The organism is Flavobacterium enshiense, from assembly GCF_040750275.1.
In the GTDB taxonomy this organism is placed as follows: Bacteria; Bacteroidota; Bacteroidia; order Flavobacteriales; family Flavobacteriaceae; genus Flavobacterium; species Flavobacterium enshiense_B.
The window spans coordinates 346,062-359,588 of sequence record NZ_JBDOCV010000002.1 but is presented as its reverse complement, the minus strand read 5'-3'; the positions used below and the strand labels follow the sequence as shown (position 1 = coordinate 359,588).

General features: G+C 29.6%; 20 protein-coding genes. 11 read left to right on the top strand and 9 right to left on the bottom strand.

The features are described 5' to 3' along the window. The first annotated feature begins 78 nt into the window (after nt 1-78). The 8 genes from ABGT15_RS04485 (at nt 79) to ABGT15_RS04450 (ending at nt 3,982) form a co-directional block, all read left to right on the top strand. Nucleotides 79-219, top strand: coding sequence for a hypothetical protein (locus ABGT15_RS04485; RefSeq protein ID WP_367230218.1), 141 nt, complete (start codon nt 79-81; stop codon nt 217-219). A gap of 90 nt (nt 220-309) precedes the next feature. Further along, on the top strand, nt 310-834 hold the full coding sequence (locus tag ABGT15_RS04480) for an HNH endonuclease (protein WP_367230217.1): 525 nt from the start codon (nt 310-312) through the stop codon (nt 832-834). Nucleotides 835-837: 3 nt separating this feature from the next. Continuing rightward, nucleotides 838-1,599, top strand: coding sequence for a sigma-70 family RNA polymerase sigma factor (locus tag ABGT15_RS04475; protein WP_367230216.1), 762 nt, complete (start codon nt 838-840; stop codon nt 1,597-1,599). Beyond that, the gene (locus tag ABGT15_RS04470) at nt 1,589-2,143 is read left to right on the top strand and encodes a sigma-70 family RNA polymerase sigma factor (protein WP_367230215.1); all 555 of its coding nucleotides are present in this window, start codon (nt 1,589-1,591) and stop codon (nt 2,141-2,143) included. Before ABGT15_RS04475 ends, ABGT15_RS04470 begins: the two co-directional genes overlap by 11 nt. After that, complete coding sequence (locus ABGT15_RS04465) at nt 2,140-2,343, top strand: hypothetical protein (RefSeq protein ID WP_367230214.1); 204 nt, start codon at nt 2,140-2,142, stop codon at nt 2,341-2,343. Before ABGT15_RS04470 ends, ABGT15_RS04465 begins: the two co-directional genes overlap by 4 nt. Before the next feature lie 24 nt (nt 2,344-2,367). Continuing rightward, nucleotides 2,368-2,592, top strand: a complete 225-nt coding sequence (locus tag ABGT15_RS04460) for a hypothetical protein (RefSeq protein ID WP_367230213.1) — start codon at nt 2,368-2,370, stop codon at nt 2,590-2,592. Next, nucleotides 2,585-2,812 (top strand): hypothetical protein, encoded by a 228-nt coding sequence (locus tag ABGT15_RS04455; RefSeq protein WP_367230212.1) that lies wholly within the window; start codon nt 2,585-2,587, stop codon nt 2,810-2,812. The genes ABGT15_RS04460 and ABGT15_RS04455 overlap by 8 nt, the downstream gene beginning before the upstream one ends. A gap of 894 nt (nt 2,813-3,706) precedes the next feature. Beyond that, nucleotides 3,707-3,982: a hypothetical protein gene (locus tag ABGT15_RS04450; protein ID WP_367230211.1), complete on the top strand. Its 276-nt coding sequence runs from the start codon at nt 3,707-3,709 to the stop codon at nt 3,980-3,982. Between the two features lie 6 nt (nt 3,983-3,988). Here the strand turns inward: ABGT15_RS04450 and ABGT15_RS04445 are convergent, their stop codons facing one another. Beyond that, a complete protein-coding gene (locus ABGT15_RS04445; protein ID WP_367230210.1) occupies nt 3,989-5,014 on the bottom strand; it encodes a hypothetical protein in 1,026 nt (341 codons plus the stop codon). A 130-nt stretch (nt 5,015-5,144) separates the two neighbouring features. On the opposite strand from ABGT15_RS04445, the gene ABGT15_RS04440 reads away from it, so the two are divergent. The 3 genes from ABGT15_RS04440 to ABGT15_RS04430 all read left to right on the top strand — a co-directional run bounded on the left by ABGT15_RS04440 (nt 5,145) and on the right by ABGT15_RS04430 (nt 7,145). Next, nucleotides 5,145-5,681: a hypothetical protein gene (locus tag ABGT15_RS04440; RefSeq protein ID WP_367230209.1), complete on the top strand. Its 537-nt coding sequence runs from the start codon at nt 5,145-5,147 to the stop codon at nt 5,679-5,681. Between the two features lie 411 nt (nt 5,682-6,092). Beyond that, nucleotides 6,093-6,434, top strand: coding sequence for a hypothetical protein (locus tag ABGT15_RS04435; RefSeq protein ID WP_367230208.1), 342 nt, complete (start codon nt 6,093-6,095; stop codon nt 6,432-6,434). A 75-nt stretch (nt 6,435-6,509) separates the two neighbouring features. Next, nucleotides 6,510-7,145 (top strand): recombinase family protein, encoded by a 636-nt coding sequence (locus tag ABGT15_RS04430; RefSeq protein WP_367230207.1) that lies wholly within the window; start codon nt 6,510-6,512, stop codon nt 7,143-7,145. An 8-nt stretch (nt 7,146-7,153) separates the two neighbouring features. Here ABGT15_RS04430 and ABGT15_RS04425 read toward each other — a convergent pair whose 3' ends face one another. The 8 genes from ABGT15_RS04425 to ABGT15_RS04390 form a co-directional block, all read right to left on the bottom strand. Next, the gene (locus ABGT15_RS04425) at nt 7,154-7,510 is read right to left on the bottom strand and encodes a hypothetical protein (protein ID WP_367230206.1); all 357 of its coding nucleotides are present in this window, start codon (nt 7,508-7,510) and stop codon (nt 7,154-7,156) included. A 212-nt stretch (nt 7,511-7,722) separates the two neighbouring features. Then, entirely contained in the window at nt 7,723-8,319 is a 597-nt protein-coding gene (locus ABGT15_RS04420; RefSeq protein ID WP_367230205.1) for a DUF6705 family protein, read from the bottom strand. Nucleotides 8,320-8,324: 5 nt separating this feature from the next. After that, on the bottom strand, nt 8,325-9,851 hold the full coding sequence (locus tag ABGT15_RS04415; protein ID WP_367230204.1) for a hypothetical protein: 1,527 nt from the start codon (nt 9,849-9,851) through the stop codon (nt 8,325-8,327). 76 nt (nt 9,852-9,927) lie between these two features. Next, nucleotides 9,928-10,092, bottom strand: a complete 165-nt coding sequence (locus ABGT15_RS04410) for a hypothetical protein (protein ID WP_367230203.1) — start codon at nt 10,090-10,092, stop codon at nt 9,928-9,930. Between the two features lie 6 nt (nt 10,093-10,098). Further along, entirely contained in the window at nt 10,099-10,236 is a 138-nt protein-coding gene (locus ABGT15_RS04405) for a hypothetical protein (RefSeq protein WP_367230202.1), read from the bottom strand. 193 nt (nt 10,237-10,429) lie between these two features. Beyond that, nucleotides 10,430-10,750, bottom strand: coding sequence for a hypothetical protein (locus ABGT15_RS04400; protein ID WP_367230201.1), 321 nt, complete (start codon nt 10,748-10,750; stop codon nt 10,430-10,432). A gap of 388 nt (nt 10,751-11,138) precedes the next feature. Next, entirely contained in the window at nt 11,139-11,480 is a 342-nt protein-coding gene (locus ABGT15_RS04395; protein WP_367230200.1) for a hypothetical protein, read from the bottom strand. 270 nt (nt 11,481-11,750) lie between these two features. Then, nucleotides 11,751-13,520, bottom strand: a complete 1,770-nt coding sequence (locus ABGT15_RS04390) for a recombinase family protein (protein WP_367230199.1) — start codon at nt 13,518-13,520, stop codon at nt 11,751-11,753. Nucleotides 13,521-13,527 lie beyond the last annotated feature (7 nt).

Here is a 13,527-nt window from a genome sequence, read left to right as displayed (position 1 = left end):
ATATTTTCAAATTTTTTTACTCAAAATCTGACTTTTCAAAAAGTAGCTACTATTTATTATTAAACAACATAATCGATTATGAAAAAAGAACTAAAAAATGAAGATGCTGATAAAGCTTTAATCAATCACGAAATCCAAAAAAGACTGAAAGAACTGATTGATAGAGCCGAAAAGAATCTTCAAAAAAAGTCCTTCCTAGATAAGTTATTCGGGAAGTAATCAAACTGACGTTCCGCAAAAAAAGAGTAAACCGCGGGGCAAAAAAATAAGCCAGAACGATGGCAAAGAGATAAATAGTAGTAACAAAAAATGAGAACCGTAAAACAAAATGAAACACAATTTGAGAATGAAAACTGGAGAATTATAAAAGAAGCTCCAAACTATGAAATAAGTGACTTTGGAAGATTACGTCACACCTTCAAAAATGGTAAAACCAAATTGGTTAAGCCATCAGAAAACACAACAAATAAAGGTAAACGAGATTACCAATTCTACATAATAGAAAACAAGAAGTATTATGTTCATTTCCTTGTTCTTACAACATTCGTTGGAACAAAGCCAATAGGGTGGGAATGCGACCATATAAATGGTGATAAGCATGATAACACCCTTCAGAACCTTAGATACCTTACAAGGTCTGAAAACCGTTCCCATAAAGGAAGCCAGCACCCAAATTCAAAGTTGAATGATGAAAAAGTTAGACAGTTAAGAAGCCTTTGGCAACTTAAAAAATCATTGGATTTAAACCAACAAAAACTTGCTGATTTATTTGGTGTTACACCATCGGCCATTAGTTCCGCAATTACAAGAAAAAGCTGGTCACACATCGATTAATCCATGACAGTCAATAAGAATTACTTCAGTGATCTTTCAAAATTTGAAGGGTTATCTGAAACAGATTTGTTGAATCTTTTTGAAGATTATAAGCTTGGTAATCAGAAAGCTTATAACAAGTTGGTTGAATCGAATTTGAAATTAGTTGTTTACTATGCAAAACAGTACTGGAAAATTATAAAAGATCATAAAATGATTGAGTTCAATGATTTGGTAAGTGAAGGGAATTTGGGTTTGATAAATGCAATTAAAAATTATGATATAACCAAAGAAATCAAGTTTGCATACTATTCTGGGTTTTGGATTAAAAAAGCTATTCTGGAATTTATTCTAACTAATAACACAAATGGGATACGTGAGCCAGAACCAAAACACACAGCAACAACAAAAATACAAAAAAGGGTTGATGAATTGTTTCAAATTGAACAAATGGAAATAACGGATGCTTATCTGCATTTTTTAAATGAATTCACTCCTAGGGAAATTGAGCATTATTTTTCAACGGTTCAGTTTGTTGAACCTTCAAATCCAATTATTGATTCCTCTCAACAAACCTATGAGTTGGAGGTGCTGATGATAAAACATTTAGATAAGCTAACTAACAAAGAGCAATTTGTATTGAAAATGCACTACGGTTTAGGTCAGGGCAAAGTTCATAAACTAAAGGAAATTGCTGAGATGATGAATGTAACACCTCAAAGGGTTTATGAGCTAAAAATGACAGCTTTAAAAAAATTAAAGAAAAAGTTAAAGAATGAAATATGATTTAATTAAAATAAACGAATTAGCTAAAGATAATAATTACAATGAGTTGGTTAAGTTATTTAAACCTTTTGTTTATACGATAGCACAATCATATTTCAATCAAAATGTTGAATTGGATGATTTGATAAGTGAAGGGAATTTGGGGCTTTTAAAAGCCATTTCCAACTATCAGGAAGGGAACTTTACCACAATGGCAAATACTTATATCAGAAATCAAATTATTGATTTCATCCGTAAACATAGCAATACAGTAAGACCTTCAAACTACGCCCGCGGGGGACATGAGAAAATGAATATTATGAATGAAAATAAGATACCAGAAAATAGTTATGAAGATGTATATGCTGAAACGGATCACATCAAAAAAATGATAATAAGATATATAACACATCTATCAGAGATTGAAAGTATTGCAATCACCGAGTTTTATTTGAATGAAATGAGTAATAAAGAAATAGCTGAAAAGTATAACTACAAACTAGAACAAATTCAAGCTGCAAAATGTAGAGGGTTGAATAAACTCAAAAAAATGTTGAAACCATGAAGTATATCATTATACCCATTTTATTGGGGTTTATAGGATGTTCCCCAAAAATAGAACAAAACGCGGGGAAAGAAAATAATTATGATACAATAAAATTCTATAGATACACAAACCAATATCAATATAAAAACCTAAGAATAACGGTAACTGGTTTGGGATATGTTGAAGATTTAAAGATTGATACTTTAAAAAATGAATAGGTGATGGCTTACCATCAATTTTAAATGAATAAAGAAGAATTAAAACAAGTAATGATTGACCATTTAAATAATATGGATATTACTACAGACAAAATTGAGTTAGTTGAAAGTGAAGGCAAAATAACTGGTAAATTCTATTTTGAAATGGAATGTATATCAGCTGGTGGTAAAGGTTATGATATTGATAAAGATTTCAATTCATGGCTGAAAAACTACATAAAAGAAAAATTAGGTATTAAAGATGAATAGATACCAACTATTAAAAAGAAACGAAAAACTAATATTCCAGTTTGTAAGGAACGGAATTCTTTCATACCAAATCATTAGAGATATTGAGATCTATGAACGATTTGATGAAATGGAAGAACCAATAAAGGATGTTAAATATCTTGTACTTGGGGAACAGTATGAACTATCTCCAAACAGGATAGAACAAATAATAACTCAAATGAACAGAATAATTAATTAGCCTAGGTTGTTTTTAGGTCTGTTTTAGGTTGTTTTTCCTATTAGTTTACTATAAATTATCAACAGATTTTTCGATATCAAAAGTTTGGAATGTCATTATTTATAGGGTTTTCGGTATAAAAATGTTAATAATAAGTTTATTTATAATCGTTATAAATAGTGAAATCGTTTGAAAATCTGGTAGGATATCCGTTAAATTTACCAAGTAATTAAAACAAAAAAAGAAAGCCCTATCCGATTTAATAGAGCTTTCTTTAGTTTAACAAATCAGCGATGTTTTAAACATCCTGACAAACAGAGTAACAAATAAGGGGTGAGATACTTATTGTTTCTTTACTAGGATTCTGTAACAGCCTCTGGCTTTACAAACCCTTTTGCCATTGATGGTAGTACATTTTCTAAAAATGTATTCAAACCCTTCAGGAGCGCAATTGTAATTCATAATACAAAGTATTAATTGTTAAATTGTTTAATTACGTTATGTCTAAGACCATTTCTGACAATTCCAAAAATCGGTTAGAATTGTTAACAATCTGAAATAGGCTGATGCTACAAGGGCGTTGGCCTATTTTCATTTACAAAGATTAGCATTTGATTTGATAAAAGAAAGTCAAACTTATTCACAATACGGTCGAGTTTTTAACAATTGGGATTTTTCTTTCTTTGATTTTTTATTATTTTAAAGTATTGATTATTAGATGGTTAAAAATAAAAAAAATCTTATAAATTGTGATGAATGCCAACAAATACAGGGATTAAAGAAATATTATAAAAACCGTTAATTATTCGGTCATTCTTCAAAATCCAAATGCTCGCGCGGGGAAAGAATAAGAATCAAAATAAAATATTCTCTAAACACTTTTATTAAATTTGAACCCTAAAATGATATAAGGATATGTTTAAGGTAAATGATAGGGCAATATTGAAGTATTACAAAGAAGAATTGGAAAAGGAAATGAAATTTATAAAACAGTCCTCAACACATCAACCGATTCAAGATCATATCCAAAACACCAAACAATCCTTAAAAGAATATTTGTTCAATAATCTGGATAATATGCTGGCCGATTCATATAGAAATGAAGAATCAGAAAATAAGATAAATAAGTTAAAAGAAAAGCTAACGGATATTGAAGATAACTATATACCAAAAGTGGTGTTAATCAATTAATTCTGATTAATTTTTGTTGTAATCATTTTTATATTTTTTGTCTAAAACATTTCTGTTAAAATAAATTTCTTTACCTAACGTGGTGAGCTCAGTATTATTACTGTTAAATTTTGAAGTATTACTTTTGGGTTCAGAACTTGACATCAAACCTAATTCGAGAAAGTAGTTTATGTATTCATTATTAAAAGAACTTAGTCTGTCATTTTTTTTGAATAAATCCTCAGAAATTTGTAAAAATGGTAAATCAATTTTTTTTAATTTGAGTTCTACGAATTTTGAATACAATAGTATAGGAATTCTTATATCAAGATTTACCTCTCCGTTTTCCTCATATAACTTTAATTTTTCAAATTCATGGTAATAGATTTTCTTAAGTTCACTTATTTCTTTGATTTTTTCATCTACTTCTTTTTGTAATATTTCAGAACCAAGTTTAGCACTTTCGATATCTAGTGTTAGTTGGGCAAATTTATTATCTTGCACTTTATGTACTTCTTCTAATACATTGTATTTAGTTACTAGTGATGAATGTTCTTGATCTAATTCGTTATACTTTAAATCCAATTCAGAATAAGCCTTTTTAATTTTTGAATGTTTATCTTCAGATATTATCAGCTTTTCATTTTCTTCTTGAAGTAGGCTGACATATTCATCTCTTTGTTTTTTTACAAGATCAAATGAGCTTCTATTAATTACAAGTTTGCTTACCGTTTTTTCATTAAAATATGGGATAATACGGTGGTCAACAACATTAACAATTATTCTTGATAAGATTATTAGAACATAGGCCAAAACCATCAATCCAAAAGCAATAAAAATGTTATTAGTAAATATTCCCAACAAATCTTTATCATGATAGTATTTGTTTATGTATGCTACTTTATAGGTTAAGTTATGCTTCTTATCAAAATTGAATAAAGAGAACACCAAATCCCAATTACGAATCAACCAAACTAAAATAAGTGTTCCAAAGAATGGGTTAGTAGTTTTCTGTTTTATATTATCAAAAAATGAAGTAATTATTTCTGGCATAGCATTGTGATTTCGTGGGCTAAATGTAAGAAATAAATTAAATATAGCTAATTGAATCAATATAGAAAATAACTTATATTTGGGCTTATATGACCGATTCGTTTAAAAACGACAAAAGCCGAGGGAAGAAATGAAAGACAATACCAAACTAATAGAAGATATAACCAAAGTGGTTAAATATCTACAGAAAGAACACGTTGCTAGTATACCTGATATAATATTAGGATTTAATAAATATCCATCAGATTTTAATGAGCTAAAATACTTAAAGCAGATTCAAAACACATTAGTTAAAATGGGATTGGCTAATTATCAATCTGAAAGGTTAAATGGTTTTTATGACTTAAATTTAACTGATAAAGGGTATGCAGTAGAAACACTAAAATCATCATTTGAGGTTTTAAATGATGATAGTACTATATCGGTACATAACCGTAAAGAATCAATGAAAAGTTCTGTCAGTAAAATTCATAATATACTTTCAAATAACAGTTCTAAGATAAGCAAAAAGCCTTGGTATAAAGACAGTGATAAGATCGCATTAGTTTCATTAGTAATAACAATTTTGGCGTTGATTTTGTCAATGATAGATTCTGATACCCTATCGAGGTTTAATGTGTTTAGTAAAGATGTATCTGTTGAAGAACCAGCTAAAAACATTAAATAATAAAATAGGAGAAGGTGAAAGCTATGCCTTGAAAAATCTAAATAATGTTCCTAAACATAGCCAACACGCACAAAATTGTTGCATTCCCAAAAGAAACGGCTTTTTTGATCCCAGTTTTTCAGCTGGGATTTTCATTTTGATATAATTTGTGTGCAATAATAGGGTAGTATTGAATGCACACCCTTAACACCACTAATTCCATACAATAATTATTTAATAAATGTGCATAAAAAAAGTATACTTTAAATTTGCACAGTTAATTAATTTAATATATCTTTGAAGTGTTCAAAAGATAGGAACAAAAGTTATTTGAAATATTGAGATTACCACCAGAAAAAAATAAGGGGCTAGTTTGCAGCCGCCCCTTATCTAAGTAAAGCATTAATCAAAGCGATTAATACATTAAAAGTTATGACAAAATTAAATAAAAAATTCGAGAATATCGAATCATTACTTAAAAGAGATTTTGATATAAATGAAACGGTTAATCAATTGAAATTCCCAAACATAAATGTCTTTTTTAGTTGGGGTGTTGAAAGGTTAATCAACTATCAAAATAAAGGATTGTTAATGTTGGTTAACGGTCATCATCATAAAGGCTGGGTTTTAATTACATTGGCTTGGAATGATACTTACTCTTATTACTTGTTAGAAGGTAATAAAACAATTAAGGTTGAAAGGCATGAAGTTTATTGTGATGAACTTCAATATCGGATTGACCAAGATGTTGAATATATTGAAGATTATAAATAATTAATTAATAACCTTGCTTTGATATAGTGCTTTCTTCTGGTGGTTTATCTCAATTAACTATTAAACTTAAAAGATATGAAAGCACGTTATGTAAGGGTATCATCCCAGAGCCAGAACCCAGCCAGACAATTAGCTAAACGTTACCCCGATGAAAAGCTATTTATAGACGTTATAAGCGGTTCAATTCCTTTTACTGATAGACCACAAGGGAAGGAACTAATTAAAGCAATAGAAGCCAATGAAATCACTCAATTAACCGTTTCATCAGTGGATAGGTTAGGGCGTAATAGTTTTAATTGTCAGGAAACTTTAAACTGGTTGAAGGATAAAGGTGTTAATGTATGTATTGATAATCTTGGTATATGTTCTATACTTCCAAATGGTAAGTATAATGGCATCTTTAAAATGATAACCGATGTATTAAGCAATGTGGCCGAAATGGAAAGGGAAGCCATTAAGGAAAGACAAGCCGAGGGAATAGCTATTGCCAAGAAGCTTGGCAAATTTAAAGGTAGGGTTGAAGGTACGGTTGAATCTGATGATGAAGTGCTGGCCAAGTATAAGAAAGAAGTTAAACTGATTCAACAACATTCGGATCTAAGCCTTAGAAAGCTGGAAGCCTTAACTGGTGTTTCAATGAATACGGTTAAGAAATTAAAGTTGATATTGGATAAACAAAAAGGGGAGCTAATGCTACCCTTAAAATTTTAAAAATGAAATTAATCAATATTCTTTTTTCTACATTCACCATTAACGACTGTTACTGTGCCTGTTTGGAACGTTCCATGATTAACACTTGAAGCCGTATAAGTGTATGTGCCACCAGATAAATTAAAGAATGCGTTACCAATATTTGACACACAACTTGGAGGTTCTGAGAAATAGTTAACAGTAATGAAACTTTCCTTACCCTCAATAACTATTTTTACTCTTCCATCGTGAGTTGGTAAATAAGATGACCAAAAAACAATATTACCTGATGTAGGTGGTACAGGTGTGTAATTTGGAGAATCGGGTTCATCATCGGAGCAACCAGTAACAATGATAAGGAGCATAATTAGCATAAAATTTTTCATAATTTACTGATTTTAAATTAATAGTAAATTTACGAATAATAAAAAAATAAGAATAATTCTTATTTTTTTATTAAGAGGATATGGTGATATGAGTGAATGAAAGTTGAAATCGTTAATTAGTGATTCAATGAATACAGTAAAGAAAATTAAGGTGATATTGGATAAACAAAAAGGGTAGCAGTTGCTACCCTTTTAATATTATTCTAAGAAATTTAAGGTTGTTTAATCAAAACATATGTTCCATTGGGAAATGTTTCACCAACATAAACCTGAGTAAATTCAAGATCAGAGCCTCCTATATATCTGGTTCCATTAAGGATAAATTGTGCAGATATTGCTTCCTGACCACCAACATTTATTTTTCTTAAATATAATGGGCCCCAAGTTTGTTTAAGAGGATCTCCAAAGCTCACAACTAATCTTTTTTCTCCTACTACACAATCATTACATGTGGGTTTAGAATTATGATAAATCACAGAATTGCCATGAATATTATTTTCAGAATTAGAAATATTATTCAAAGTATTAATTATTTCAACACCGTTTTCAATATATTTATATTCACCTATTAATAAATCCTCTGAATAGTTTGCACGTTGCCGAGTAATTTTTTGAAAAATGATTGTTAAACTATTATTACCATTAGTATATTCCCAAGTTCCAACAAATCTATTTAATAATAGCTCATTATCTTTATAATATGCTCCATCTATAGGAATCAAGCCAATATCTTCAATTGAGATTATTTGACTATTAGAATTTAAGCAATAAAAAAACACACTTACGATTGTTATTAATATTTTTCTCATAATTTTTAATTTACATTTAAACATGGCGAAGCTACTTTTCTCCCAGCATTTGGTTGTCCTGAAGGGGGAATACTAAGATTTTCCCAATTATTCGTCAATAGATTATATTTAGATAATGATATTGGGATGTCAAATTCCTGCAGTGTTTTTAAGAAACCCAATTCAAAATCATTACCAAATCCTTTATGTTTTTCTGTTCGAGAATTAATTAAAATATTGGCATTATCTAGCTTTTCCTCAAAGGTTGTCCCATCAGCATTATTTATTACAGCTTGAAGTTTATTTGTTAATTTAACAAGATCATTAACTTTAATTGTATAAATACCAGTTTCGCAAACTAATGCAAAAACAACTTCACTTCTATATTCGGGTTTTGCATGTCTATATAATTCTGCAAGTTTTGCTAAATCACTAAAAGAAAACATCGGCATAAGATGACTGGGATGAGAGTGAACGGCTCCATAAATAGATGGATCATTTCTACCAGTTGGTACATCTAAATTATTTCCAGTACTATTGGGAATATCAGGATTACTGTAACCAGAATCATTTTTCTTAAATGAATACCCAAATTCTTTACCTTGATCAGTTCCATTTGTCACTCTATTCATTAAAATATTAAATTTACCTAAAAGATTGGCATGACTTACATCAGTTAATTTATATAAACTTTCACAATGATCTTGATTGTCAGTAATTTCAGGACAATTCAAGCATCTATTTACTGGTGTTGTTGTTGTACTTCCACTATTAGGTGTTCCACCTCCAGTACCAGAGGATCCACTGCTAGTACCACCACCTGTACTACCTCCACTTCCTCCATCATCACATGAAACAATTGAACTTTGCCAAGTCCAATAACCTGGTAAAGGGCCATAAATACTTCCAAATTGAGAACAGTACTGTCCAGATTGAACTTCTTCAAAAGTATGGTTCTCTGATCCAGTCCCTTGACAAGTTTGCCCTGCGATATATACGGGGCTATCTTCATAACAGTTTCCATTAAAGTAGTATTTTCCTGTTAAGTCGCTAATGGTTATCGAGTTTTCCAGAAGTATTTTATCTATTTTTCCTTTGAGGTCAACAAATAAACCGTTATCAATCTTTTCTAATTCTTCTTCAGTTATATTATATTGATATAATAATGTCTCATACTCGCTCTCATTTTTTTTACTAATTACAATGTTTTCTAGTAAATAATTACTTCCATTAGGTCTATTAATTTTGAATGTGTATGAATGATAATTACCTTCCGCAATAAATATACCATAATTTGTGTCAACAGTAAAATTATTTATTGTATCATTAATAACCCGACCATTATTATTTAATTTAAACCTACTTTTTGGATTTGTTAATTTTTCTACTACTTTTTGATTGTCTATAATATCAATAAAGCTTATTGGCTTTACTCTAATTTCATCTTTTGTTTGATTATGCTCATGTGTATCAAAATCTTCACTACAACTATAGAATAGAAATAGAGATAATACAAAGCACAAACCAAACAATTTTAATCTTTGTTGTTTCATATAATTTAATTTTTCCTTTCACTTCGCAATTCGCTGGGCAGAAAAGTTATCCCAATGACCTTAATTAAAGTTATCCTTATTTCTTTTTATATTTTTGATATAGTTCTTTTGCAAGCTTTATTACAGTTGGATTTGATCGGCCAAATTCCTTTAAAGCATTCAAGAATTCAATAACTTTTAGATCATTTGGATAAGAATCCCCTAATGCTTCAGCAAACATAATGTAATCAATATCTTCCATCTATTTTCAATATTTATCTAATTCGATTAATCTTTGTTCTAGTTTGTTTTTCTTTTCTTGTAGATCTACTAATAATTTCGCTGCTACTAAAATCACAACAACAATGGCGATATGTGCCCAATAGTCTTTTAAAAATTTCATCATTTTGGCTTATAAATTAATAGTGCAAGTATATTAAAATATTTCCTACAAAACAAATTAATTTAAAACGATTTAAGACATAATCTTTTTGTAAACGATTAAGTTGTTTTCATATCTTAAATAATGCCTTAAATCAAAGAAAAACAGTTTATTGAGGGATTTGCCTTTTGTCTGTCAATTATTGTTTTTCCTAGAATCAAAATGTATAACTTATATGAACTTTGATAACTTCAATTATATCATCAATATTTGAATCTCGGTTGCCACCATGATAATTATACTTCCAATGTCCAAACACTTCTTTGGCTTTCATTTCATTGCCAAGGAAATTTCCAAATAGGGAATAACAAAAACAATTATCATCTTCAACCTTCAAGTATAGATCACCAATTCTGGTTTGAATTACCAAATTATAACTTAATGCTGATGTTGTTTCCTTTGCTCCAAGTTCTTTAAGCATTTGTGTACATTTCAAAAAAAATTCCTTGGATTGTTTTTTATTTATTTCATTTTTCATTTTATTAGTTATATTCTTACAAAATAAACCATTTTAAAGCGATTTAAGACAATATCTTTTTAGAAACGATTAAGTTATTATCACTCATAAAAGAATGTCTTAAATCAAAGAAAAAAGGGTTATTGTGATTATATTAATAAATAGTTGCAACTTTTGAAAAGTTCAGTTATTTAAAAATATTTTTCTTTCCCGCGCGGGGTGTTTAAATTTGGCAACCTTCAAAACAAATCTTTCACTTATTTGGATTAAACCCAAGGGAATAATTTTCATTAAGTGTTATTTAACTTTTGGTATTTCTCAATTAAATTTATTTATGAGATACCTTTTAAAACACAAATGGATAACCTTTTACAGTTATCCATCTTTATGTTTGCTTTATCATTTCTGATTAATTCATTCTTTCTTTTAAGTTTTCAAAATAAATGATTTGTTCTTCAATTGAAGCCAGTTCTTCTTTGGCTGTATCAAGATTTAATTGAGCCACCCTAAGATCATTAATATAACCTCTAGCATCTATTATATCATTTGTTCGGTATAAAACATCGTTATACTTTTCTTGTAGTTCTGTTACAGCTTGATTGGCATTAAAAGCGGCCAAGCCTAATCCTTTCAAATGATTAAAAATGATATCGCTTGCTTTTTTCTCAATGGCTAATGGATTAAATGTGTCACCATTTTTTTGTTGACGTGCTTTTACTTCTTGTACGAATGTTGATGTTGAATTTTTCATGTTGAATAAAATTTAAAGATTTAACATTAATAGTAAAAAAACATTAGCTAATTGTTTTGTACACTGCAAAGATTTGAATAAAATTTCAGATTACAAAATTGATACTTTTCAAAACTGTAAGTAAATACAACAAAATTGTTGATTAAATTTAATCAAGTCATTTTTTGACTTAATTAAAGTAAACTATGATTTAAATAACTGATTTGTAATTGTTTACAAAACAGACTTTAAAATGTTAATGTTTTGTTAAAAATATAAGATTGACATCATCTACTTATCTGATTCACCAATATAAAGCCAATTTTCATTTGGAACATTAACCCAGCTATATGGTAAGATGGTTTGAGTTTGTATGTTGGCTTGGTTAACAATGTATGTTACTTCATTGGTTAATTCGGCCATATCATTTTGAAGAATGTTGTTTTCAAATTCTGGTTCGTTTTGAAGTGATAGAGTAGGTATATATTTATATTCTTTTGATTTATGTCTTCCAGCATTTCTAACACCGCCAGCGTATATTAAAAATTTAAGGGTTTGTGGTAAAACAACACCTTTTACTTTGGCAAAAAACGTTACCAGTGTATAATCACGGTTTATTGTGTTAATCACAACCTTATGGATAAGTTGTTTAAATATGGCTTGTAATTCAGTTCTATTCTCTTTGGCATTTATTAGCATATCAATTGATGCTTTTTCTTGGTCATAATTTGCAAGGATTCTTTTTTTCTGGAATATTTCTTTGTTGATAAGATGAAGTTTGTCTTCAATAGTCTGAATTTCCCTGTTTAGTACTTCTTGTTTCTGTTCTAATTGGGTTTTGCTAAAGGTGTTTGATGAAAGGTACAAGTCAAGTAATTTGGATTGTTCCGCTTCTTTATTCTCTTTGTCTGAATTAATATTTTTTAATTGTTGAGTTAAACCCTTTAGTTCAGCTTCAATTTGTTTTTTTAGATCATTCGGGGATTCCAGAATTGTTAGTAAAGATTTGGAATTTATAAACTCGTTAAAGATTACACTTTCCAAAAGTGAAATACTTATGGCTTTATTTCCACATCCCTTAGCTCTGATATAGGAAGTACACTTGTATACTTTAGATTGTTTAGGATTAGGGGTGTAAATGGCATAGTATTTATTTCCACAACAACCGCAATAGATCATATCTTTTAGAAGATATGTGTAGTTTGTTATGATATTCCTATTGTTTTTGGTGGTCATTAGGTCATTGCAGAAGTTGAATAATTCTTCTGAAATGATTTGCGGTGATGGTACCGTATGGCCTTTGAATTGTCTTTTACCAATATAGATTGGATTCTTTAAAATTTGTCTAACTGTTGCGCCTTCCCATTTGATGGATGCTCTGGATTTGGTTAAATCAGTTCTTCTAACCTTTATGTCTTTTTCACCAGTTAATCTTTTTAATCGTGTAGGGATATCCATTTGGTTAAGGGTGGCCGCGATTGCATCAATGCCTAAACCTTCTTTGTACATATCGTAAATCTGTTCGACAACAACACTTTCTATTTCATCTATTACCAAGTACCCATCAACATTTTTATAACCGTATGCTTGGTTGGCACCAGAAACTTTACCTAAGCCAACTTTTTCTAATTTTCCAGATTTCATTCTTGATTTCATGGTTTTACTTTCAATATCCGCAAATTCGATTAGAACTTGGAGAATGATTTGCATGATATTATTTCGAGCGCCATCATCTTTGAGGGTTCTGTCTTTGAGAGTAAGTATATAAACTGGAACATTCCTTTGTGATAGATCATCAATAATTTCTCTAGTGTGTTCAGGGTTTCTTCCAAGTCGTGATATCTCAGATACATAGATGCATTTGTAATCTTCAGCTTTGCTTAGAAGTTTTGCTAATTCTGGTCGATCCTTTTTGTAACCAGAAACCTTTTCAGCGTATGTGTCTATTTGTTCTTTTGTATATCCTTGATTAAGAATTTCTCTAGTTAGTTCGGAAACTTGACGATCATAGTCTTGTAACTCTAATGTGGAAACCCTTGCATAAATGGCTACTTTATCCATATATTTA

Excerpts from the sequence above, each read along its gene's own strand:
- ABGT15_RS04400 (WP_367230201.1), bottom strand. The coding sequence starts at position 10,750 with ATGAAAAATGAAATAAATAAAAAACAATCCAAGGAATTTTTTTTGAAA.
- ABGT15_RS04415 (WP_367230204.1), bottom strand. The coding sequence starts at position 9,851 with ATGAAACAACAAAGATTAAAATTGTTTGGTTTGTGCTTTGTATTATCT.
- ABGT15_RS04440 (WP_367230209.1), top strand. The coding sequence starts at position 5,145 with ATGAAAGACAATACCAAACTAATAGAAGATATAACCAAAGTGGTTAAA.
- ABGT15_RS04390 (WP_367230199.1), bottom strand. The coding sequence starts at position 13,520 with ATGGATAAAGTAGCCATTTATGCAAGGGTTTCCACATTAGAGTTACAA.
- ABGT15_RS04475 (WP_367230216.1), top strand. The coding sequence starts at position 838 with ATGACAGTCAATAAGAATTACTTCAGTGATCTTTCAAAATTTGAAGGG.
- ABGT15_RS04405 (WP_367230202.1), bottom strand. The coding sequence starts at position 10,236 with ATGATGAAATTTTTAAAAGACTATTGGGCACATATCGCCATTGTTGTT.
- ABGT15_RS04450 (WP_367230211.1), top strand. The coding sequence starts at position 3,707 with ATGTTTAAGGTAAATGATAGGGCAATATTGAAGTATTACAAAGAAGAA.
- ABGT15_RS04470 (WP_367230215.1), top strand. The coding sequence starts at position 1,589 with ATGAAATATGATTTAATTAAAATAAACGAATTAGCTAAAGATAATAAT.
- ABGT15_RS04395 (WP_367230200.1), bottom strand. The coding sequence starts at position 11,480 with ATGAAAAATTCAACATCAACATTCGTACAAGAAGTAAAAGCACGTCAA.
- ABGT15_RS04485 (WP_367230218.1), top strand. The coding sequence starts at position 79 with ATGAAAAAAGAACTAAAAAATGAAGATGCTGATAAAGCTTTAATCAAT.
- ABGT15_RS04420 (WP_367230205.1), bottom strand. The coding sequence starts at position 8,319 with ATGAGAAAAATATTAATAACAATCGTAAGTGTGTTTTTTTATTGCTTA.
- ABGT15_RS04460 (WP_367230213.1), top strand. The coding sequence starts at position 2,368 with ATGAATAAAGAAGAATTAAAACAAGTAATGATTGACCATTTAAATAAT.
- ABGT15_RS04435 (WP_367230208.1), top strand. The coding sequence starts at position 6,093 with ATGACAAAATTAAATAAAAAATTCGAGAATATCGAATCATTACTTAAA.
- ABGT15_RS04430 (WP_367230207.1), top strand. The coding sequence starts at position 6,510 with ATGAAAGCACGTTATGTAAGGGTATCATCCCAGAGCCAGAACCCAGCC.
- ABGT15_RS04425 (WP_367230206.1), bottom strand. The coding sequence starts at position 7,510 with ATGAAAAATTTTATGCTAATTATGCTCCTTATCATTGTTACTGGTTGC.
- ABGT15_RS04480 (WP_367230217.1), top strand. The coding sequence starts at position 310 with ATGAGAACCGTAAAACAAAATGAAACACAATTTGAGAATGAAAACTGG.
- ABGT15_RS04465 (WP_367230214.1), top strand. The coding sequence starts at position 2,140 with ATGAAGTATATCATTATACCCATTTTATTGGGGTTTATAGGATGTTCC.
- ABGT15_RS04445 (WP_367230210.1), bottom strand. The coding sequence starts at position 5,014 with ATGCCAGAAATAATTACTTCATTTTTTGATAATATAAAACAGAAAACT.
- ABGT15_RS04410 (WP_367230203.1), bottom strand. The coding sequence starts at position 10,092 with ATGGAAGATATTGATTACATTATGTTTGCTGAAGCATTAGGGGATTCT.
- ABGT15_RS04455 (WP_367230212.1), top strand. The coding sequence starts at position 2,585 with ATGAATAGATACCAACTATTAAAAAGAAACGAAAAACTAATATTCCAG.